Source organism: Undibacterium sp. 5I1, from assembly GCF_034314085.1.
In the GTDB taxonomy this organism is placed as follows: Bacteria; Pseudomonadota; Gammaproteobacteria; order Burkholderiales; family Burkholderiaceae_D; genus Undibacterium.
On record NZ_JAVIWI010000001.1, the window covers coordinates 2,343,701 to 2,364,553 of the forward strand.

Annotated in this window: 21 protein-coding genes; 15 read left to right on the forward strand and 6 right to left on the reverse strand. The window is 52.7% G+C overall.

The genetic code is table 11. The features are described from left to right. Positions 1 to 34 precede the first annotated feature (34 nt). The 6 genes from RGU72_RS10375 (at position 35) to cobA (ending at position 6,128) form a co-directional block, all read left to right on the forward strand. Entirely contained in the window at positions 35 to 1,741 is a 1,707-nt protein-coding gene (locus RGU72_RS10375; RefSeq protein ID WP_322119649.1) for a nitrite/sulfite reductase, read from the forward strand. A 23-nt stretch (positions 1,742 to 1,764) separates the two neighbouring features. Continuing rightward, the gene (locus RGU72_RS10380; RefSeq protein WP_322119650.1) at positions 1,765 to 2,298 is read left to right on the forward strand and encodes a DUF934 domain-containing protein; all 534 of its coding nucleotides are present in this window, start codon (positions 1,765 to 1,767) and stop codon (positions 2,296 to 2,298) included. Further along, the gene (locus RGU72_RS10385) at positions 2,295 to 3,044 is read left to right on the forward strand and encodes a phosphoadenylyl-sulfate reductase (protein WP_322119651.1); all 750 of its coding nucleotides are present in this window, start codon (positions 2,295 to 2,297) and stop codon (positions 3,042 to 3,044) included. The genes RGU72_RS10380 and RGU72_RS10385 overlap by 4 nt, the downstream gene beginning before the upstream one ends. 73 nt (positions 3,045 to 3,117) lie before the next feature. Continuing rightward, complete coding sequence (gene cysD, locus RGU72_RS10390; RefSeq protein WP_322119652.1) at positions 3,118 to 4,053, forward strand: sulfate adenylyltransferase subunit CysD; 936 nt, start codon at positions 3,118 to 3,120, stop codon at positions 4,051 to 4,053. Then, positions 4,053 to 5,393, forward strand: coding sequence for a sulfate adenylyltransferase subunit 1 (locus tag RGU72_RS10395; protein WP_322119653.1), 1,341 nt, complete (start codon positions 4,053 to 4,055; stop codon positions 5,391 to 5,393). The genes cysD and RGU72_RS10395 overlap by 1 nt, the downstream gene beginning before the upstream one ends. 15 nt (positions 5,394 to 5,408) lie before the next feature. Further along, positions 5,409 to 6,128 (forward strand): uroporphyrinogen-III C-methyltransferase, encoded by a 720-nt coding sequence (gene cobA, locus RGU72_RS10400; RefSeq protein WP_322119654.1) that lies wholly within the window; start codon positions 5,409 to 5,411, stop codon positions 6,126 to 6,128. 65 nt (positions 6,129 to 6,193) lie between these two features. Here cobA and RGU72_RS10405 read toward each other — a convergent pair whose 3' ends face one another. Genes RGU72_RS10405 through lptF form a run of 3 tightly spaced genes read right to left on the reverse strand, consistent with a single transcriptional unit; the run spans position 6,194 to position 8,840 of the window. Further along, positions 6,194 to 6,568, reverse strand: a complete 375-nt coding sequence (locus RGU72_RS10405; RefSeq protein WP_322119655.1) for a CbiX/SirB N-terminal domain-containing protein — start codon at positions 6,566 to 6,568, stop codon at positions 6,194 to 6,196. Positions 6,569 to 6,570: 2 nt separating this feature from the next. Next, positions 6,571 to 7,701 (reverse strand): LPS export ABC transporter permease LptG, encoded by a 1,131-nt coding sequence (gene lptG / locus RGU72_RS10410; RefSeq protein WP_322119656.1) that lies wholly within the window; start codon positions 7,699 to 7,701, stop codon positions 6,571 to 6,573. Next, a complete protein-coding gene (gene lptF / locus RGU72_RS10415) occupies positions 7,698 to 8,840 on the reverse strand; it encodes an LPS export ABC transporter permease LptF (RefSeq protein WP_322119657.1) in 1,143 nt (380 codons plus the stop codon). The genes lptG and lptF overlap by 4 nt, the downstream gene beginning before the upstream one ends. Positions 8,841 to 8,889: 49 nt before the next feature. Here lptF and RGU72_RS10420 point away from each other — a divergent pair, with 49 nt between their 5' ends. Further along, complete coding sequence (locus tag RGU72_RS10420) at positions 8,890 to 10,389, forward strand: leucyl aminopeptidase (RefSeq protein ID WP_322119658.1); 1,500 nt, start codon at positions 8,890 to 8,892, stop codon at positions 10,387 to 10,389. A gap of 437 nt (positions 10,390 to 10,826) precedes the next feature. Beyond that, positions 10,827 to 12,155 carry a tyrosine-type recombinase/integrase gene (locus tag RGU72_RS10425; RefSeq protein WP_322119659.1) on the forward strand — a complete coding sequence of 443 codons (1,329 nt, stop codon included), beginning with the start codon at positions 10,827 to 10,829 and terminating at the stop codon, positions 12,153 to 12,155. 65 nt (positions 12,156 to 12,220) lie between these two features. Here RGU72_RS10425 and RGU72_RS10430 read toward each other — a convergent pair whose 3' ends face one another. The 3 genes from RGU72_RS10430 to istA are packed head-to-tail and all read right to left on the reverse strand — an operon-like array spanning position 12,221 to position 14,900. Beyond that, positions 12,221 to 12,640: an ATP-binding protein gene (locus RGU72_RS10430; protein ID WP_322119660.1), complete on the reverse strand. Its 420-nt coding sequence runs from the start codon at positions 12,638 to 12,640 to the stop codon at positions 12,221 to 12,223. Positions 12,641 to 12,643: 3 nt separating this feature from the next. After that, on the reverse strand, positions 12,644 to 13,411 hold the full coding sequence (gene istB, locus RGU72_RS10435) for an IS21-like element helper ATPase IstB (protein WP_322118371.1): 768 nt from the start codon (positions 13,409 to 13,411) through the stop codon (positions 12,644 to 12,646). After that, complete coding sequence (istA, locus tag RGU72_RS10440) at positions 13,401 to 14,900, reverse strand: IS21 family transposase (protein WP_322118372.1); 1,500 nt, start codon at positions 14,898 to 14,900, stop codon at positions 13,401 to 13,403. Before istA ends, istB begins: the two co-directional genes overlap by 11 nt. 222 nt (positions 14,901 to 15,122) lie before the next feature. Here istA and trbJ point away from each other — a divergent pair, with 222 nt between their 5' ends. The 7 genes from trbJ to RGU72_RS10475 are packed head-to-tail and all read left to right on the forward strand — an operon-like array spanning position 15,123 to position 20,797. Next, positions 15,123 to 15,851 carry a P-type conjugative transfer protein TrbJ gene (trbJ, locus tag RGU72_RS10445; protein WP_322119661.1) on the forward strand — a complete coding sequence of 243 codons (729 nt, stop codon included), beginning with the start codon at positions 15,123 to 15,125 and terminating at the stop codon, positions 15,849 to 15,851. Between the two features lie 10 nt (positions 15,852 to 15,861). Beyond that, entirely contained in the window at positions 15,862 to 16,125 is a 264-nt protein-coding gene (locus RGU72_RS10450; protein ID WP_322119662.1) for an EexN family lipoprotein, read from the forward strand. Positions 16,126 to 16,128: 3 nt separating this feature from the next. Next, entirely contained in the window at positions 16,129 to 17,490 is a 1,362-nt protein-coding gene (gene trbL, locus RGU72_RS10455) for a P-type conjugative transfer protein TrbL (protein WP_322119663.1), read from the forward strand. A 25-nt stretch (positions 17,491 to 17,515) separates the two neighbouring features. Next, on the forward strand, positions 17,516 to 18,223 hold the full coding sequence (trbF, locus tag RGU72_RS10460; RefSeq protein ID WP_322119664.1) for a conjugal transfer protein TrbF: 708 nt from the start codon (positions 17,516 to 17,518) through the stop codon (positions 18,221 to 18,223). Continuing rightward, complete coding sequence (gene trbG / locus RGU72_RS10465; RefSeq protein WP_322119665.1) at positions 18,220 to 19,233, forward strand: P-type conjugative transfer protein TrbG; 1,014 nt, start codon at positions 18,220 to 18,222, stop codon at positions 19,231 to 19,233. The genes trbF and trbG overlap by 4 nt, the downstream gene beginning before the upstream one ends. Positions 19,234 to 19,235: 2 nt before the next feature. Further along, complete coding sequence (locus RGU72_RS10470) at positions 19,236 to 20,489, forward strand: TrbI/VirB10 family protein (protein WP_322119666.1); 1,254 nt, start codon at positions 19,236 to 19,238, stop codon at positions 20,487 to 20,489. Then, the gene (locus RGU72_RS10475) at positions 20,486 to 20,797 is read left to right on the forward strand and encodes a DUF2274 domain-containing protein (protein ID WP_322119667.1); all 312 of its coding nucleotides are present in this window, start codon (positions 20,486 to 20,488) and stop codon (positions 20,795 to 20,797) included. The genes RGU72_RS10470 and RGU72_RS10475 overlap by 4 nt, the downstream gene beginning before the upstream one ends. The last annotated feature ends 56 nt before the right edge of the window (positions 20,798 to 20,853 follow it).

Here is a 20,853-nt window from a genome sequence, read left to right on the forward strand (position 1 = left end):
TGTAATTTTGAGCGTATTTTTTTAGGACCTCACAATGTATCGCTACGATCAACACGATCATCAAATTATCAAAGAACGTATCGCTCAATACCGCGATCAAGTACGTCGCCGCTTGTCGAACGAGTTGACGGAAGAAGAGTTCTTACCGCTGCGTTTGCAAAACGGTTTATACATGCAGCGCCACGCCTACATGTTACGTGTAGCGGTACCTTACGGCATGTTGTCTTCTACCCAGATGCGTAAGTTTGCCCACATCGCACGTAAATACGATCGCGGTTATGGCCACTTTACGACACGTCAAAATATCCAGTACAACTGGATCACACTGGAAGAAACGCCGACCATTTTAGAAGAACTGGCATCGGTAGAAATGCACGCCATTCAAACATCCGGTAACTGTATGCGCAATATCACTTCGGATGAATTTGCCGGCGTTGCTGCGGATGAGATCATTGATCCACGTCCTTATGCAGAAATTTTGCGTCAGTGGACAACCTTCCATCCCGAGTTTGCGTATTTGCCGCGTAAGTTTAAGATCGCCATCAATGGTTCCTTAGAAGATCGTGCTGCCATCGCAGTGCATGACATCGGCTTAACGGTGGTGCATAACGAACAAGGTGAAGTCGGTTTTAAAGTTATGGTTGGCGGCGGCATGGGTCGCACACCGATACTTGGCAGCGTGATCCGTGAGTTTTTGCCGTGGCAACACGTGATGACTTACCTGGAAGCGATCCTGCGTATTTATAACCAATACGGTCGCCGTGACAACAAGTACAAAGCGCGTATCAAAATCCTGGTAAAAGCCATCGGCGCTGATGTATTCGCCCAGCAAGTAGAAGAGGAATGGGCCGACATAAAGGATGGTCCAGCGACTCTGACAAAAGAAGAATTGCAGCGTGTTGCGTCTTACTTCAGTACGCCCGCGTATTCCACATTGCCTGCAACTGATGCTAGCTATGAACAACATAAGCAAGACAATAAAGCCTTCGCTAATTGGGTAAAACGTAATGTCAAACCACATAAAGTTGCGGGCTATGCAAGCGTAGTCTTGTCATTGAAAAAGCCAGGCGTGCCGCCAGGTGATGCAACTGCGGAGCAAATGGATTTTATGGCGGATCTGGCAGATCGTTATAGCTTCGCTGAACTACGCGTCACACATGAACAAAATATCGTGCTGTCTGATGTACAGGAATCTGCCTTATTCGCGCTCTGGCAAGAAGCAAAAGCGCATGGACTGGCAACACCGAATGTTGGCTTATTGACCGATATGATTTGCTGCCCGGGCGGTGATTTCTGCTCGCTGGCAAATGCAAAGTCAATTCCGATTGCGCTCGATATTACAGACCGTTTCGCCGATCTCGACTATCTGCATGATATCGGTGATTTAGAACTCAATATGTCGGGCTGTATTAATGCCTGCGGTCATCACCACGTCGGCAATATTGGTATCTTGGGTGTGGACAAAGATGGTAGCGAGTTTTACCAGGTCTCGATTGGTGGTGCGCAGGGCAACAAAGCCGCGATTGGCAAAATCATCGGCCCATCGTTCTCAGCTGGACAAATGCCAGAGGTGATCGAACGTATTATCCAAGTGTATTTACGTGACCGTATTGAGAACGAACGTTTTATTGATACCGCTCAGCGTTTAGGTATTGTGCCGTTTAAAGAATATGTCTATGCCACACCGATCAAAACGCTGGAACATTACGGCGAAGATGCTGGTGCGGCAGTGTCGTACTGATCTATTTTTGAGAAAGAATTTATATGCGTGAAATAATCAAAGATAAGACCATCGTTCAGGACAACTGGGCAGTATTACGCCTAGCTGAGGGCGAGACGCCAGATGCTGTCGCCATTCCAACGGGCAAAGTCATTGTGCCGCTAAAAGTATGGCAATTGCAACGTGAATCATTGGCTAAACGTCAGCAAGAATCGCAAGATATTGCCATCTGGTTTGGTAGTGATGAACAAGCGAAGGAATTAAAAGAGGATCTATCACTGTTCAAGTTAGTGGCAGTTGATTTTCCTAAATTTTCGGATGGCCGTGGTTACTCGATTGCCTACAATTTAAGATCACGTTTTGGTTTTAAAGGTGAAGTACGCGCAATCGGTGATGTGTTACGTGACCAGTTATTTTATATGCAGCGTGTTGGATTTAATGCCTTTGCAACGCGTGAAGATCGCAGTATTCAAGACGCGATCAAAGGTCTGACTGACTTCAGCGAAAAGTATCAGACCTCATGGGATGAGAAGAACCCGCTATTCCGTCGTGAGCATAGGACTACGGAGCACATATGAGCGATTTTACAAATGAGCTAGCCGATAAATTGTCGGGTAAATTATCGGATAAATTGTTAGACACTAAGGCCACGCTACAACGCATCGCTACAGAATTTTCCCCGGCTGTGTTTGCCTCTAGTCTGGCGGCAGAAGACATGGTATTGACCGATCTGATCTTGCGCAACAAACTTGCCATCGGTATTTTTTCGCTTGAAACAGGTCGCTTGCATGCAGAAACGTTGGGCATGCTAGACAAGATCAAAGAAGTCTATGGCTCTGAGATTCATTTATTTAAGCCTGAACCAGAAGCAGTTGCAAATTACGTTGCGCAAAATGGTTTAAACGCGTTTTACGATAGCGTAGAAATGCGCAAAGAATGCTGCCGTATCCGTAAAGTAGAACCACTCAATCGCGCATTATCTGGCAATAAAGCATGGGTGACAGGACAGCGCCGTTCTCAAGCAACAACGCGTACAGAACTCGCTGTACAAGAAGATGATGCGGCGCATGGTATGCAAAAATTCAATCCCTTGGCCGATTGGTCAGAGGAAGATGTCTGGCACTATATTCGCAGTAATAATGTGCCTTATAACCCTTTGCATGACAAAGGCTATCCATCAATTGGTTGTGAGCCGTGTACTCGCGCAATTACGCCTGGTGAGGATGTACGCGCAGGCCGCTGGTGGTGGGAAAATCCTGAATCAAAAGAATGTGGTTTACATGTGGTTGATGGCAAGCTCATCAGAATTAAATCTGTTGCCTGAAGATAGATAAATAAATAGTGATAGCTAAGCAGTAGTAATTCAAAAGTCATAGCCCAACAGTCAAAAGAAGATTATGAATACAGTCGTGGAAAAACAATTTATCGATGCAGCGAGTAATCGCCATCTGGATTGGCTAGAATCCGAAGCCATCCATATCATGCGTGAAGTCGCTGCTGAGTGCGCTAATCCTGCCTTACTATTTTCTGGCGGCAAGGATTCTGTTGTGATGCTGCGTATCGCAGAGAAGGCTTTTCGCCCGGGCAAATTCCCCTTCCCTTTAGTGCATATTGATACGGGTCATAACTTTGCCGAGGTCATCACTTTCCGCGACAAGAAAGTAGCTGAACTGGGTGAGCGATTGATTGTTGGATCGGTGGAAGACTCAATCAAACGCGGCACCGTACGATTACGGAATCCCTTAACCGATTCTCGTAATGCAGCCCAGGCTGTGACACTACTGGAAACCATCGCGGCACATAAATTTGACGCTTGTATGGGCGGTGCGCGCCGTGATGAAGAAAAAGCGCGTGCAAAAGAACGGATATTTTCCTTCCGCGACGAGTTCGGTCAATGGAATCCAAAAGCGCAACGACCAGAATTGTGGGACCTGTATAACACTCGCGTCCATCCTGGCGAAAACATGCGTGTGTTCCCTATTTCTAACTGGACCGAGCTGGATGTCTGGCAATATATCGCACGTGAAAAATTGGAATTACCATCCATTTATTTTGCTCATGAGCGTCAGGTTATTCCACGCAATGGCTTATTAGTCCCTTTGACAGAGTTGACACCAGCACGCGATGGCGAGACGGTAGAAACACAAGTGGTCCGCTTCCGTACCGTCGGCGATATCTCTTGCACCTGCCCAGTGTCATCCGACGCTGCGACAGTAGATGCCATCATTGCAGAGACAGCGATTACCCAAATCACTGAGCGCGGTGCAACCCGCATGGATGATCAGACATCAGAATCCTCAATGGAAAAACGTAAAAAAGAAGGATATTTCTAATGGCTACTTTGAATACGGCTGTGGCACCCATTTTAGCTGACGCTACCAGAGAACGCGGGCTACTACGCTTCATCACCGCAGGCTCAGTTGATGACGGCAAAAGTACGCTGATTGGTCGCTTACTCTTCGACAGTAAGGGTATTTTTGCTGATCAGTTAGATGCCATGTCGCGTGCCAAACATAAACGTACTGTCGGTGACACCATTGACTTATCCTTGCTGACCGATGGCTTAGAAGCCGAGCGTGAACAAGGTATTACGATCGACGTTGCTTATCGTTATTTTGCAACGCCTAAGCGCAAGTTCATTATTGCTGATACCCCGGGACATGAGCAATACACACGCAATATGGTGACAGGCGCATCCACCGCTGATGCTGTGATCATTTTGATTGACGTTTCTAAGGTCAAATTAGGTGATGACGGCAGCGTGGATTTACTCACACAAACCAAACGCCACTCGGCTATTGCGCACTTGCTGCAAATCGAACATGTGGTTGTTGCTGTAAATAAAATGGATTTGGTTAATTACGACCAAACTGTTTATGATCGCATCGTCGCTGCCTACCAAACATTCGCACAACAATTGGGCCTGAAAGATATTCACCCGATTCCGCTCTCTGCGTTGGCTGGTGATAACGTCGTTACGGCGAGTGATAAGCTGGCTTGGTATCAAGGCCCGACCTTGATTGAGTTACTGGAATCACTCAGCGTGTATGACGATTGCCATGACGAGCCGTTCCGTTTTCCGGTACAACTGGTAGCGCGTCATAACGGTCACGAAGCCAATGATTTCCGTGGCTATATGGGTCGAATCGAAGCTGGGAAAGTCAGCGTCGGTGACAAATTAGTAGTACAGCCTGGCGGACAATCTGCGACCGTCAAAGAGATTTTGACATTGGATGGTTCTTTACCATTTGCAGTGGTTGGTCAGTCTGTGACGATCTTGCTGGACGAGTATCTGGATATTTCACGCGGTGACATGCTGGCCGCTGCTAGTCGCCCCGCAACTCAGCTTAAAACATTGCAAGCCGATTTGTGCTGGTTATCAGAAGATGCGATGGATATTGGCCGCAAATATTGGATTAAACACACGACCAAACAAGTAGCGGCAAAGGTAACGGCGATTGATACCTTATTAGATATCAACACGCAGGAGCGACGCACCGCAACAACGCTAAAACTCAATGATATAGCTACCGTCACGATCAACGTGGCGCAGCCATTGGCAGTCGATGCCTACGATGATTTGCGTTCGACCGGTGCGTTTATTTTAATTGATGAAGTGACCCACCAGACAGTGGCGGCTGGTATGATCAAATTAACTGAATCTACAGTCTAAGCTGACAAAACTATTATGCAGAAACCGGGCGGCAAAGTTTATTTAATTGGTGCTGGCCCCGGTGCTGCTGACCTCATTACCGTACGCGGTGCTCGCCTGCTGGCGCAAGCAGAGGTTGTTTTGCATGATGCCCTGGTAACGCCAGAAATGCTGGCACTTTGCCCGCAAGCGGTAAAAATTTCAGTCGGTAAACGTAGTGGCCAACGCTCTGCCGCACAATCGCAAATCAATCAACAAATCCTTGAATGTGCACAGCACTACAGCCTTGTGGTGCGTCTTAAAGGCGGCGATCCTATGTTGTTTGGGCGTGCCGATGAAGAGCTTACGGCTATGGAGCAAGCGGGTATTGAATATGCCATTGTGCCTGGCATCACCACTGCCGTTGCCGCCGCAGCCAGCGCCTGCCAGCCGTTGACAAAACGTGGCATCGCCCGCAGCGTTGCTTTCTTTACCTCAAGCACAGCACCGGGCGAAACATCAGATACTCGCATACCAGAATGCGATACCTTGATTCAATACATGGGCGGCAAAGAAGCTGCATTAACAGCACAGAGATTGCTGGCTTCAGGCTATCAGCCGGACTTACCAGTCGTCGTGATAGAAAATTGCAGTCGTCCAAATGAACGTATTTTGCGACTGCAATTAAAAGAATTAGAGGATGGTCTTAGCGATCGCGAAGGACCGGTGCTGGTGATGATAGGTGAAGCGATGAGAAGCAGATTCGGCCAAACCTAGCCCAGAATCTGAGCCTGCCGCTAGCCCTGACTCTAGCCACACATCTAGTCCGACCATACCTTAAATTACATCACTTTAATGCAATAGTCACGAATTGCAGCTAACACCATGGCGTCTTCGCCGACAGCTTCTGCGACCTTGATCGTCAGGCCCGCATAGTCCGATCTTAGCTGATCAAGCAATATCGGCAAATCACGCAAAACATGACCGCCCTGCCCCAAAAAAATAGGCACGATGCTTATTTCTGTAATGTCATTGTCTACCATCTGCTTGACCAAATCTGGCAAGCTCGGCGTCATAAACTCTAGAAACGCCAAGGCAACCGTGACACCGGGCAAACTAGCCTGAGTCATTTGCTGCAAGCGTTGAAAAGGTGCTGCCCAACGTGGATCACGTGCACCATGCGCGAATAAAATCTGAGCTTGTTTTTTGATCGTCACGATTAATGTCTTTCCACCATCCAGAGTGCAATTATTGCCAGTATTAAAAATATGATGCTAGGTACTAAGGCTGTCACCAATGCAGGCCAGGTATTTAACATGCCAACATGGGAGAACAGGCTGTTAGTGAGATAAAACACCAAGCCAATCATGATGCCACTAAATATTTTTAAGCTTATACCACCACTTCGCGCATGCAGATAAGCAAATGGCAGAGCCAAGGCCATCATTACCAGTGTGGCAAACGGATAGGTTAACTTTTTCCAAAAGGCGATTTCATAACGTTTGGTGCCTTGCTTGTTGTCCGCAAGATGCTTGGTGTAAGCGGCCAAATCAAATGCCGACATCCGGTCTGGATCTACAAATAGCACGGATAAAATATCAGGCGTAATCTCTGAAATAATATCCATCGTTGCCATTTTTTTGTTAGATACAGCGGCAATATCCGGTGTGGATAAACTTTTTGGAAACGAGGTTTGACTGACATTGGACAAGCGCCATACATTGCCGCCCATGTATTCAGCATTTTCTGCCAAAATTTCTGTACTTAAATGGAATTGCTGATCCAATTCTAGCAATTTAACTCCGACCAATTGTCCCTTAGGCAGGATTTGTTTCACGTTTAAAAAACGAGACCCAATCACGTTGCCAGTTAACCCATGCTCTCGCAGCAAATCTTTCGTCCACAAACCAGACCTGAATTCTTGGGTCACAGAACTATTTAGTGCACTGAGTTTGATTTTTTCAGCCAGCTTGGTAGTCACGGGCGAGACAAATTCACCAAAAACAAAAGTAATCACGACAAATAACAAACCAATTTTTGCCAGCATGCTGCCAACCATTCCGGTAGACATACTAGCTGCCCGCATGATGGTAAATTCAGAGTTAGATGCGAATTGAGCAAGCACATAGATGGTGCCAATCAAGACGGCAATTGGCATAAATTCATAAAGATAACCAGGCAAACCTAGCAATACATATTGCACAGCCTGTTGCAGCCGATAACCAGTGTTGTTGATCGACTGAAGTTCTCCCATTAGATCGAAAAATGCAAAAAGAGCCAGCAAAGCCACCATCACAAACAGGACAGAGCGAATAATCTCTACGCCAAAATAACGCTGTAAAACTCTCATAGTGCGCTCTGTTGTTGATGGTCTTTGCGACGCAACGCAAATTTAGCTTTTGACCATAGCACTGAAGGATGCCAGTTGCTGTTGACATTTAAACGCCACGACAACATCAACATCACCGATATTATCGCGAATAAATGCAGTGGCCACCACGCTTTTCCAAAACTGAAACGTCCCTGAACAACAGTTGCTTGCATAATATTAACGAACGTCAAATACATAATCACGAGTAACAGAGCCACAATCACGTTCGCGGATCGACCTACCCTTGGATTAACAAATCCCAACGGGATAGCCATCAACAACAAAACGATACTCATCAAAGGCAAAGAGACTCTCCACAATAACTCACCGCGATTGAAGTTGGTCGGGTTGTCTAACAACTGCTTTAAAGGGAGTGACTTCGCCGATTTGTCGCCCATTTCTGCCGTGGTCTGCGCAGAAACTAAAATGCCATATCGTTCAAATTGCATCATCTGAAAATCTGGCTCCGTAGCTAAGCCATCGTAACGGCGTCCCTGACTCATCAATAGAAATTTATCGCCATGGGCATCTATTTCCATTTTGCCTTCCTTGGCAACCACGATGCTGGACCGTCCATTAGTGAAGGTATTTATAAAAATATTTTGCACTTTACTCAGATCGCCTGCTACACCTTCGACAAAAAAGATGCGGTCAGTTGACGCAGACTCCTGGAATTTCCCGGGGGACACTTTTGCGATATCTTCTCGCTTTTCATATCGTTCTTTCAATTCTGTACTTTGACGATTTGCCCATGGTGTAGCGACTAAACTAAGTACCGCAGTCGATACAATAATAGGTAAACCGAACAGTAAGACTGGAGTAACCCATTTGCTCAAACTTACACCTGATGCAAACCAGACTACCATTTCGGAATCTTGATAAGATCGACTTACGACCATTAAGACCGAAATAAAACCGGTCAAAATTAATAAAATAGGCAGATACTGCAAGGCAGAAAATCCTATTAATTGCACCACATCTGCTGATGCGACTTTGCCACCGGCGGCGAGGCCGAGGATTTTGATCAACATCCAAGTAACAGTGATAGTGAAGAGAATCGTGAAGACAGCGCCTGCGGCACTGAGTAATTCACGTCGAAGCGCGCGCTGAAAAATCATGGAGGGTTATAATATCGTTTTTTACGAGACTTACAAAGAGGAGTAATACGTGGACTTTAGCATAAAAACATTCGACGCCAAAAGCACTGTGAATGCCACCAAAACTGGCTGCGTAGTTGTAGGCGTATTCGAAAACAAAAAATTATCCGCCTCAGCTTCCGCATTAGATAGCGAAGACGAGATCGCTGCAGCACTCAAATCCGGCGATATCACTGGCAAAATTGGCTCATCATTATTGCTACGTAATATTGCAAATATTGCAGCAGAACGCATATTACTCGTTGGTTTGGGCGAAGAAGACGTTACCATATCAGAAAAAGCCTTTACGCAGGCGGTAAATGCAGCCGCACGTGCGCTGGCAAACCTCGGCGCAAATGACGCAACAGTAGCTCTGCCATCCGTTAAAGAGCGCGATACTGCCTGGACAATACGGACTGCTGTCATCGCCTTCCACGAATCGATTTTCCGTGCTGACGGCCTCAAAAGCAAAAAAGATACTACAAGCACTGGCGTTAAAAAAGTCGCTTTCGGTGTTGATGCAGCAGAAGCAACTGCTGCAAAAAATGCCCTGGCACAAAGCATTGCGCTGGCAAACGGCATGGATTTAACCAAAGAATTGGGGAATTTGCCTCCCAACATCTGCACGCCAACTTATCTTGCAACGACAGCGAAAAAAATCGCTACCGATTACAAAATGGGCATAGAAGTATTAGATCGCAAGCAATTGCAAGCGCTCAAAATGAATAGCTTTCTGTCAGTCACCAATGGCTCTGTCGAACCACCAAAGTTCATCGTGTTAAAACACATGGGCGGCAAAGCCAAAGATGCGCCAACGGTGCTGGTCGGTAAAGGCATTACATTTGATTCTGGCGGTATCTCTCTCAAAGGCGGCGCTGGTATGGATGAAATGAAATACGACATGGGTGGTGCGGCTTCTGTCCTCGGCACCATGCGTGCGATTGGCGAAATGAAGTTGAAGCTGAATGTCGTCGCAGTCATCCCAACTTGCGAAAATATGCCTTCTGGCAGCGCCACACGTCCGGGCGATATCGTTACATCCATGTCTGGTCAAACGATAGAAATTTTGAACACGGATGCAGAAGGTCGTCTGATTTTGTGCGATGCACTGACTTACACCGAGCGTTTCAAGCCATCCGCCGTAGTTGACGTCGCAACACTGACCGGCGCTTGCGTCACGTCTTTGGGCCATCACAACACTGGCTTGTTCACACGCCATGACGCGGCACACGATGCGCTGGCGACTGAATTGCTGACCGCTGGTAAACAAACCGGTGATACCGCATGGCGTATGCCGATTGAAGAAGCTTATAACGAGCAACTGAAATCGAATTTTGCTGATATGGCGAACATCGGTGGCCCGGCTGGCGGCAGTATTACTGCAGCATGCTTCCTTGAACGCTTCACCAAGAAATATACTTGGGCGCATCTGGATATCGCTGGTACAGCATGGAAATCAGGTGCAGCCAAAGGCTCTACTGGTCGCCCAGTTCCTCTGCTGACAATGTTCTTAATCAATCGTGCTGGCTAAATCCGTCGGAGCTTGAAGGGAGTTCGTTGAGAAAATAACGTCTTCCCTAGTTTGAACGAAAATACGAAAAGCGTGCCTTGCCTTAGCATTGCACGCTTTTTATTTAGCATTTTATTTTGCACTTTATTTAGCACTTAGGGTCTTCGTTAAACTTAGCGTTTTTCGACTCATTAATAACTCTGTAGTCAGACAACGTCAACATTACGCCAACCACACCAACCACCTAACCTTGTAGCAGGATATCCATCATGAAATTAGTCACCTGAAGTGTGCATTGATGTTTCAAGCGATCTCATAATTTCTCAAAAACGCCTAAAATACCAATTACATCAATAACTTAGCGCCTCATGTCGTCTCATTCCGTTTATAGAAACTTCTTGGAATCTTGATCGATTGGGGGTATCGTTGGGGGTATCAATTCAAGGATACCCCCAGATATGCTGTCCACACTAAAGGTCAAATCCGCCAAACCGGAAGCGCGCGCGTACAAGCTCGCCGACAGCGGTGGGCTGTATCTTCTTGTACAGCCCAACGGCTCTAAGCTGTGGCGCTACAAGTTCCGCGTCTGCGGCACGGAGGGACTGAAGGCGCTCGGCGCCTTCCCCGAGATTGGTCTTGCAGAAGCACGCGGACTGCACATCGATGCCCGGAAGCTTGTAATCCAGGGTATCAATCCCATACAAGCCCGGCGCGACGAGAAGATCATCCAGGCGCAAGATCAATTGGAGCGCATCAATGGGGTATTCGCCACCGTCGTGGCGGATTGGAACGTAGCAACGGCGGCGGACCTGCGGCCATCCACGGTGAGGCAGCGCAAGCGCGAGATCGACAACGATCTGCTGCCAACGCTCAAGAGTCGCCAAATCGGCAGCATCACACGCCTGGAACTCACCGCGCTGCTCAAAGGCGTCGAGAAACGTGCGCCCGAAGTGGCGCGCAATCTGCGCAATCACTTGTGGGGAGTGTTCGAGTACGCAATCGATTCTGGCCTGATCGAGAACAACCCGGTGCCACCCGTGCGCGTAATGAAGAAACGCAACCAGAAAAACCACCCCGCACTGTCCGACAAGCAGATCGGCAATTTTCTGCGGACGCTGGATAACACGGGCAGGATTAACGAGGAAACGCGCATCGCCATGGTGTTGGTGCTTCTGACTGCCTGCCGCAAGGCCGAAGTCATCGAAGGCCGATGGGATGAAGTGGATTTGGCAGGTGCCCAGTGGGAAATTCCGGCTTCACGGATGAAGGCGAAGCGTGCGCATTGGGTTCCACTGCCCCCGCAGGCAGTAGCGTTACTCACCCGCTTGCGCGCGCTCGTGCCAGCCGACCGAGAGTACCTGTTCCCGAACCGAGTGGACCCGCGCCGGCCGATGGCCAACCGCAGCTTGAACGCCTTGATGGAGCGGTTGGGACTCAGCGGCGTAGGTACGCCGCACGGCATGCGGGCATCGTTCAGTACGTATTTCAATAGTATCGGCGGCAACATCGACGTGATCGAGCACTGCCTGGCGCACGTGCCGGCAAACGCGGTACGCGCAGCCTACAACCGCCACGCGTACCAGGATGAACGACGCGCAATGCTCCAGCAGTGGGCGGACTATCTGGATCGGCTGCGCCAGGAACGAGCAAGTTCCGAGCACGAATCCATCACGCCCATCGAAAAGACCGAAAAAACGTCCCTGCTCGCAGCAAAACCGAAGGCGGCCCGCGTTTTCACGGTTTCAACAGAAGGTGTTCCGCGCGTGATGGCGGTGGGGCGGCAGTGATCTTTGGGAGTGCAGTCAATATTTTAACTTTTACAATTCATCGAGTCCTGGCAAACCATCCTGCACTATGGCTTTGCGACACCCCATGCGCCAATAACTTGGTCAAGTGGGAACGGTGATGTCTCTCTTGACCACTCATGGAAGGGAGCGGCAGTCTGACTATAGGGTCCCGGCTCGGGTCGATCGAACTGGACGCGCGCTGGAATGTGAAAAGCACTCCCAAACACGATCGCCTCGCCAGCGGCGAGAATCGTCACTTGATCAAGTAGACGGCGTGCCTGCAGAGGAATGATGCGGCGGAAGTGATCAATGTCATCGGGATTCTGCAAGCGGTGGCTGACGAAGTTCGCGCATTGACTGATGATGGTTTGGCTGATTTCGCTGGGCCGCTGGCTCGCAATAATGAGCGAAAATCCGAACTTGCGACCTTCCTTCGCAATTCGCTCATAAGCCAGTCGTGTCAAACAGCGTTCAATATTTACCACCTGTCAGCGTCCAAATTTTTCCACTTTATCGGCTTGTTCAGAACGATTTTTGCTGTGCTTAAATCGGTAAGAATCGTTCCCGGTTTCCAAGATATCGCAATGGTGCGTAACACGGTCAAGCAAAGCGGTAGTCATTTTTGCATCACCAAAGACCTGTACCCACTCGCCGAATGACAAATTGGTCGTAATGATGAGCGAGGTTTTTTCATAGAGATGGCTGATCAGATGAAACAACAATGCACCTCCAGAAGCGGGAAACGGCAAATATCCCAGCTCATCTAAAATGACAGCGTCCATCAGGCAGAGCTGTTTCGCCAGATTGCCGACCTTTCCCTGACTCTTCTCTCGTTCCAACTGGTTGACCAGATCGACCGCATTAAAGAAACGCACCCGCTTGCCATGATGGATTGCCGCGACACCGATGGCAGTGGCCAAATGCGACTTGCCGGTGCCAGTACCACCCACCAGAATTAGGTTGTGCGCTGTTTCCATAAATCCTGCGGTCGCCAATTGCTCAACCACTGTTTGCGATAAGGGAGTCTCTGCCCAGTTAATGCCAGTTAAGTCACGGTGAATCGGGAAGCGTGCTGTTTTGAGTTGATAGCGTAAGCTCTTGAGTTGCCTATCGGTTTGTTCTGCATGGATTAACCGCTCCATCCAGCTTTCAGGTCGATGTGCTTGCCTGGGCTTTTCTGCCTGCAGCTCACTCCATGCCAAAGCCATCCCATAGAGTTGCAGTGTTTTTAAACTGGTAGCGTGGTCAGTGGACATTGGCCGCTCCCAGCAAATAATCATAACGGTGGCAGTTCGCCAGAGGTTCCATCGTCAAAGCAATGGTGTCTGGCAGGTGGATCGCTGCTGCGGGTAAATGCGGCGCAATGAGACGGCGCAATTCATTCATCACGATAGGCGCACTGATGACGCCGCCCTCCAGAGTTAACTCACATGCCACAGTAAGCGCATCAAGTCCTGCTTCACCGGCAAGCATCAGTAATTCTACGAAGGCTCGGTCTCCTTTCGGTTGCTTCAGAATCCGGTCGCGTACTTGCACAACCGCTCTGGGTAATGTCCATTCAACGAATGGTGCGCCATTGCGTAAAGCGCCAGGCTTCTTCTCCAGAACAGGCAGGTAATGCCAGGGATCACAAATCAACTGGTCACGACTGAATTGACGGGCATGGGCGGCAATCACTTCGCCCTGTGCGACGACCCGCACCAGATTTGCTGTCGTGCGAACAGATACCGCCTGCCCGGCAAACCGCGCTGGCACACTGTACTTATTCCGGTCTACTTTCACTAGACAAGTGGACGAGGCACGCATCATTTTTTCTACATAGCCATCAAAGTGCGCGCTGACAGGTCGAAGCAAAGGCTGCTCATCAGCATAACAGTCTGCAATGGTGCGCTGACTTTGTGTCGGGTGCATACGTTGCGCTAATTCCTGGCAGCGGGTTGTGAGCCACGCATTTAAATCCGCAAAGGAAGCAAAGCGGGCCAACGGGGTAAACAGCCATTCCCGTACATTGCCAACTTGATTCTCGACCTGACCTTTCTCCCAACCAGAAGCAGGAGTGCAGGCCACTGGTTCAAACAGATAATGATTGGCCAGCGTTAAAAAGCGCCGGTTAAATTGACGTTCTTTACCGACAAAGACGGTGTCGACGACGGTCTTGAGATTATCGTAAATCAGACGGGCAGGCACACCGCCAAAGAAGGTAAATGCACGGATGTGCGCATCAAAGACCATTTCCTGCGTTTCTCTGGGATAGGCGGCCACAAACATTTGGCGGCTATAGGCTAACCGGAAATGGGCGACTTTAATCGTTTGCATGATGCCAGCGATTTCCACCTGTTCCTGGCTCCAGTCAAACTGGCAGGCATCGGCTGGCAGAAACACCAACGGAATAAACGCTTCGGTGATTTTTGGACCATGTGCGCTGGATTTCCACTGTTTTACAAATCGTTGAATGCTGTCGTAGGCCCCGCCGTAACCTAGTTCCTGTAGCCCCTCAAATAGCCGTTGCGCTGTTCGGCGCCGTGATCGGGGTAGTTTGGATTCTTCTTCTAACCAGGAGGTTAGCTGGTCTTTATATTCATCGAGGCGGGGTGAAACCGTTAGCAGCCGCTGATATTTAGGCTGTTCGACGGTATTGAGATGTTTGCGTACGGTCGGCCGGGAGAGTCCCATTTCTCTCGCAATGGCAGAAATCGATTGTTTCTGTACTGAATGACGTCTTCTTATTTCGTAAATGATGTCCATATAAATCACTCCAGATACCCCCGGCTAAAACACCGGATGGTGACACACTAGGGTGGAAACTTTTGGACGCTGTTTCCAACCCTAATCTGGTAAGTATTGCACGCTGTTTGACACGCCAGCGGACTTTGCAGCCGCCTGGCTGCGCCATCGCGGCCTCGACTGGGCCGCAGACCTGATTCCCTCTTATCCGTCGTCCCCCTTCACATCCCAGGAGAAGCAGCCATGAAGAAAACCTTGCTTGCCATCGCCGCCGCCGTTTTGGTCGGCACCATACCCGCTGCGCACGCGCAGTGGGTCGTGATCGATCCGACCAATCTCGTTCAGAACATCATGACGGCTGCCCGCGCGCTGGAGCAGATCAACAACCAGATCAAGCAGCTTCAGAACGAGGCGCAGATGCTGATGAACGACGCCAAGAATCTGACCAGTCTGGACTTCAGCGCACTTAATCAGCTACGTGCAGCACTGTCCGCAACGAACCAGCTCCTGCAACAGGCACAGGGTCTGGCCTTCAACCTGTCGCAGATGGAAACCGAGTTCGCGCGGCTCTATCCCAATGCCTATTCCACCTCCACGTCAGGTAGTCAGATGTCAACCGACGCCCGCACGCGCTGGCGCAATTCGTTGGAGGCGCTGCGCACCGCGACCAAGGTGCAGTCGCAAGCAGTACAGAACTTCGCATCCGACGAGCAGACCTTGACCGACCTCGTGAACCGCAGCCAGTCCGCCGTTGGCGCGCTGCAGGCCACGCAGGCGACGAACCAATTGCTGGCACTGCAATCCCGCCAAACCATCCAGGCGCAGCAGCTCCAGATTACGCAGGACCGGGCCACCGCGCTGGAACAAGCACGGCAGGTCGCAGTCCAAGAGCGTGCGCGTGAAGTGCGCCGTCGCTTCCAGGGCGATGGCACTCTCTACACGCCGACCACAATCAACTACTACAACCCATGAGGACTCGACCATGAAAACCCTTCTCACCGTTACCGCCTGCACCCTGCTACTGGCCGCGTGCAACAAGCCGGCACCCACCGAGTCCGTCGAATCGCTGATGGCCAATCCCGAACGACTGAAGGATGTCCGCGCTCAGTGCAAAGCCGACCACGCTAAGGTAGGCGATGCGCTATGCACGATGGCCGCCGAGGCCACGCGCCGGCGCTTCATGGGCAGCGGCACACCGTACACGCCTGCGCCAGCAGCTACGCCACCGCCCACACCGAAGGACTAAGCCATGAACGACTTGTCGGTCATCGACCACTTCCTTGATGTTTTCTCGCGCTACATCGACTCGGGTTTCGGATTGCTGCATGGCGAGGTGGCGTTCCTCACCGCCACGCTAGTGGTGATCGACATGACACTGGCCGGGCTTTTCTGGGCCATGGGCGGCGAAGAAGTCATCGGCAAGCTGATCAAGAAGACTCTGTACGTCGGTGCCTTCGCTTTCATCATCGGCAATTTCAACAATCTGGCGGGCATTCTGTTTCGCTCCTTTGCCGGGCTCGGGCTGGTGGCGTCGGGCTCCACACTGACGCAAGCGCAGTTTCTACGACCGGGTGTGCTAGCCAAAGTCGGCGTCGATGCGGCACGGCCCATCATGGCGCAGATCAGCGACATGACCGGCTTCCCGGAAGTGTTCGCGCACCTTGATGTTATCTCGGTGTTGTTCCTCGCCTGGCTGGTAGTGATCATCAGCTTCTTCGTGTTGGCGGTGCAGCTTTTCGTCACGCTGATCGAATTCAAACTGACAACACTCGCGGGCTTCGTGCTGGTGCCGTTTGCGCTGTGGAACAAGACGGCATTTCTGGCCGAACGCGTATTGGGCAACGTGGTGTCGTCGGGCATCAAGGTGCTGGTGCTGGCCGTGATCGTGGGTATCGGCACAGGACTGTTTGCGCAGTTTCAGGTGCCGCCCGGCACCGAACCATCCATTGACCTGGCGCTGACCATCATGCTGGCCTCGCTGGCGATGCTGGGACTGGGGATCTTCGGGCCGGGGATTGCGACCGGGCTGGTGTCTGGCGCACCGCAGCTCGGCGCTGGTGCTGCAGCCGGAACGGCGTTGGGTGTCGCTGGGTTGGCGGTGGCTGGTGGTGCCGCTATCGCATCAGGTGGCGCAGCGTTGGCGGCTGGTGCACGCATGGCGCCGGGTGCCGCGCGCGCGGCCATCGGCAGCGCTGCTTCGGCCGGGCGCGCAACCAGTTCAATGGCAAGCGGTGCGAAATCCGCCTACCAGGCTGGCGCTGCTGCATCGGGTGGCAGCGGTGTTCGTGCGGCCGGCGCGGGCCTCGCCAATGTGGCCAAGAGCGGTGCCGGTGCGGTCGGCCACCGCGTCGCAACCGGTGCGAAAGCGGTCAAGGACCGCGTAGCGAATTTCGTCGCGGAGGCTGCTGCGCCTGCGGCGGCAGCCGGCGCTCCCGAATCGGCCGAATCGACTGACGCTAAGCCCCCTGCGGGCGAGCCCGCTTGGGCCAAACAAATGCGGCGCAAACAGCAGGCAAGCAGTGCGGTCTCGACGGCGGCGCACACGTTGCGCTCGGGCGACCACGGTGGCAGCGGCGCCAGCCCGAGCCTGCGCGATGAATCCAGCACTTGACGCTAACCCTTGAGGAGAAAAATTCATGCTATTCAAACGACCCCAGGTGCGCTACTCGGAAACGCCCGAGCCTGTCACTCCCTACCAAGCCGCTGCGCAGGTCTGGGATCAGCGTATCGGCAGCGCCCGCGTGCAGGCGAAGAACTGGCGGTTGATGGCCTTCGGCTGTCTATCGTTGGCATTGCTGATGGCGGGCGGTCTGGTGTGGCGCTCAGCGCAATCCATCGTCACGCCGTATGTGGTGGAGGTGGCCGCCGGTGGCCAGGTGCGCGCGGTCGGCGAAGCGGCCACGCCGTACAAGCCGAACGACGCGCAGATTGCCTACCACCTGGCGCGCTTCGTCACCGACGTGCGTTCGCTGTCGATCGATCCGATCGTCGTCCGCCAAAACTGGCTCGAAGCCTACGACTACACGACGGACAAGGGTGCGGCCACGCTGAACGACTACGCACGCACCAACGATCCATTCGCGCGCATCGGCCAAACCTCGACGGCGGTGGAGATCACCAGTGTGGTTCGCGCCAGCGAATCCTCGTTCCAGGTGCGCTGGATCGAACGTAACTATGCGAACGGCTCGCCATCGGGCACCGAGCGCTGGACCGCCATGTTGTCCGTGGTGTTGCAGCCGCCACGCACCGAAGAACGACTGCGCAAAAACCCGCTGGGAATCTATGTCAACGGCCTGTCCTGGAGCCGTGAACTCGACGCAACTGAAGGAGTGAAGAAACCATGAAAACACAAATCCGTATTGTCGCTTTGCCGTTGATCCTGAGTGCCACCTTGGCAACCGTCACCGGCTGCGCCACGCATGGACAGCCGCCACCTGACATCACGTTGGATGAATCTGTCGCCGCGCACGCGTTGCCTGAGCCGCCCAAACCCATCGAGATAGTCGAGGTGCCGAAACCGCTGCCGCTGCCCGAGCAGTTGAAGGCCTTGCGCAACGCACCCGAGGACAAACCGGCGAGCGAATCACCCGATGAGAAAACTCGCGTAGCACGCGCCAATGCTGAAGCGCGGGTGGCCCCCAGCCGCGAAGGTTACATCAACGCGATCCAGGTCTGGCCTTATGCGGACGGCGCGCTGTATCAGGTCTACACCAGTCCGGGCCGCGTCACCGTCATCGCCTTGCAGCAGGGCGAGGAGTTGGTGACGGTCTCGGCCGGCGACACTGTGCGCTGGATCGTCGGCGACACGGCCAGCGGTGCGGGCGCCAGCCTGCGCGTGAACATCCTCGTGAAACCAACGCGCATTGGATTGAAGACGAATCTGGTCATCACCACCAATCGCCGTACCTACCTGCTCGAATTGTCTTCGACGCCGCAAGCATGGATGGCGTCCGCATCGTGGGACTATCCGAAAGACCGCCTGCTGGCCTTGCAGAAGCAGGCTCAACAGGCTCGGACGGCAGCGCCGGTAGACTCCGGCTTGTCGCTGGAGCAGATCAAGTTCCGCTACGCGATCACCGGCGACAACCCACCGTGGAAGCCGCTGCGCGCCTTCGACGATGGCGAGCGGGTATATATCCAGTTCCCCGCTGCCATCGCGCAGGGCGAATTGCCGCCGCTGTTCGTGATCGGAGCGCAGGGTGATGGCCAGCTCGTGAACTACCGCTTCCGCTCGCCGTACTACGTGGTGGATCGGTTGTTCGGTGCGGCCGAGTTGCGGCTGGGCGCTGACAAGGCCGCCGTTGTTCGCATCGAGCGCACCGATGGTGTGGGTAGTACGGCACGGAGGCATTGAGCATGAGCACGCCTGCCACGCCACCACCAACCGGGCCGAATAAGGCCGACCCGGACACCATGGCTCTGCGCGCTTCGCCGCGCCCGGTCACGCGACTGAACCGGCGCATGCTGGCCGTCCTTGCGGGAACCCTGGGTGCGGTCGTCTTGGGCGGCACACTGTGGTCGCTGCAATCGCACAAGCGCGAGCGCAACGCGGGCTCCGAACTGTACAACGTGGATCGTGTCTCGCATGCCGAGAACCTCGACCAATTGCCCAAGGACTATTCCAAGGTGCCGGTGGCTGCCAAGCCGGTGCCCGTTTTGGGCGAGCCACTGCCGGGCGACTTGGGTCCGGCCATAGTGGCGCAGCGTAATGCGGGAGCGCCTGCGCAGACTGGGCGCATTGCGCAGCCGGGCGATGCCGAAGAGGCGGCACATTCCGGGGTTTTCTTTCGCAGCGGTGCGGTGAAAGCAGCGCCGTCACCCACTGCCAGTTCGCCCATGCCCGAGTCGGTATCTGGCAACCAGCCATTCAATCCGATGGCCCCTGCGGTCGCATCGGCGCAACCGACCGACCCGACGGCGGTGCAGAACCGGCAGGATCAGAAGCAGGCGTTTGTCGCCACTGGCGGCGACACCGCGACCCGCAATCCGGCCAGCTTGCAACTGCCAGCCTCACCCTACCAGGTGATGGCGGGCACCATCATTCCGGCAGCACTGGTGACGGGTATCAATTCCGACCTGCCGGGACAGGTCATCGCAAACGTCACCGAGGCGGTCTACGACACGGCCACAGGTCGCTTCCTGCTGATTCCGCAGGGCTCGCGTCTGATCGGCCGCTACGACAGCCAGGTGTCATTCGGTCAGCGGCGCGTGTTACTTGTGTGGACACGGTTGATCCTGCCCGATACCTCATCCATTTCGCTCGACCGCTTGCCCGGCATCGACCCAGCTGGCTATGCCGGACTGGAAGATGGCGTCGATTGGCATTGGGATCGCATCCTTGCCGGTGCGGCGCTGTCCACGCTACTCGGCGTGGGTGCTGAACTGGCCGCGCCTGATCGCACCGGCAGCGATAGCAAGATCATCATCGCCACGCGCCAGAGTGGGCAGGACACGGCAAACCAGGTCGGTCAGGAGATCACCAAACGCAATGTGAGCATCCAGCCGACGCTCACTATCCGGCCCGGCTTCCCGATGCGGGTCATGGTGAACAAGGATCTGATCCTTCGGCCATATCAACCGCTGTTCTTCCAGAGGGGATCGTCGCAATGAGCATATCCACCAGCAAGCTGCGGCTAGGGCCACTGCCCAAGACCGCGACCATCAAGGTCACTTTCGCCTGCACAAGTGCGCTCAAGACGGAGTTGGACCGATATGCGGCGTTGCATGCGAAGACCTTCGGCGAGCCCATCGACACCGCCACGCTGATCCCGCACATGCTGGAAGCATTCATGGAGCGTGATCGAGTGTTCAAGCGATCCAGTCGGTCGGGCCAATCCAGCCCCCTGATCATCCATGCCAAGCCAACGCATCATGTGAGCGATTCGGATACACCTGAACCAGTTCATTCGAAGAAATGAAAAATACGCTGGCTGGCTTCGCCACAGTACGCCTACGTGAGTTTCCAGTCGAGACC

Excerpts from the sequence above, each read along its gene's own strand:
- cobA (WP_322119654.1), top strand. The coding sequence starts at position 5,409 with ATGCAGAAACCGGGCGGCAAAGTTTATTTAATTGGTGCTGGCCCCGGT.
- trbG (WP_322119665.1), top strand. The coding sequence starts at position 18,220 with ATGAAAACACAAATCCGTATTGTCGCTTTGCCGTTGATCCTGAGTGCC.
- istA (WP_322118372.1), bottom strand. The coding sequence starts at position 14,900 with ATGGACATCATTTACGAAATAAGAAGACGTCATTCAGTACAGAAACAA.
- RGU72_RS10385 (WP_322119651.1), top strand. The coding sequence starts at position 2,295 with ATGAGCGATTTTACAAATGAGCTAGCCGATAAATTGTCGGGTAAATTA.
- RGU72_RS10450 (WP_322119662.1), top strand. The coding sequence starts at position 15,862 with ATGAAAACCCTTCTCACCGTTACCGCCTGCACCCTGCTACTGGCCGCG.
- lptG (WP_322119656.1), bottom strand. The coding sequence starts at position 7,701 with ATGAGAGTTTTACAGCGTTATTTTGGCGTAGAGATTATTCGCTCTGTC.
- trbF (WP_322119664.1), top strand. The coding sequence starts at position 17,516 with ATGCTATTCAAACGACCCCAGGTGCGCTACTCGGAAACGCCCGAGCCT.
- RGU72_RS10380 (WP_322119650.1), top strand. The coding sequence starts at position 1,765 with ATGCGTGAAATAATCAAAGATAAGACCATCGTTCAGGACAACTGGGCA.
- RGU72_RS10425 (WP_322119659.1), top strand. The coding sequence starts at position 10,827 with ATGCTGTCCACACTAAAGGTCAAATCCGCCAAACCGGAAGCGCGCGCG.
- RGU72_RS10475 (WP_322119667.1), top strand. The coding sequence starts at position 20,486 with ATGAGCATATCCACCAGCAAGCTGCGGCTAGGGCCACTGCCCAAGACC.
- trbJ (WP_322119661.1), top strand. The coding sequence starts at position 15,123 with ATGAAGAAAACCTTGCTTGCCATCGCCGCCGCCGTTTTGGTCGGCACC.
- cysD (WP_322119652.1), top strand. The coding sequence starts at position 3,118 with ATGAATACAGTCGTGGAAAAACAATTTATCGATGCAGCGAGTAATCGC.
- RGU72_RS10375 (WP_322119649.1), top strand. The coding sequence starts at position 35 with ATGTATCGCTACGATCAACACGATCATCAAATTATCAAAGAACGTATC.
- istB (WP_322118371.1), bottom strand. The coding sequence starts at position 13,411 with ATGTCCACTGACCACGCTACCAGTTTAAAAACACTGCAACTCTATGGG.
- lptF (WP_322119657.1), bottom strand. The coding sequence starts at position 8,840 with ATGATTTTTCAGCGCGCGCTTCGACGTGAATTACTCAGTGCCGCAGGC.
- trbL (WP_322119663.1), top strand. The coding sequence starts at position 16,129 with ATGAACGACTTGTCGGTCATCGACCACTTCCTTGATGTTTTCTCGCGC.
- RGU72_RS10395 (WP_322119653.1), top strand. The coding sequence starts at position 4,053 with ATGGCTACTTTGAATACGGCTGTGGCACCCATTTTAGCTGACGCTACC.
- RGU72_RS10470 (WP_322119666.1), top strand. The coding sequence starts at position 19,236 with ATGAGCACGCCTGCCACGCCACCACCAACCGGGCCGAATAAGGCCGAC.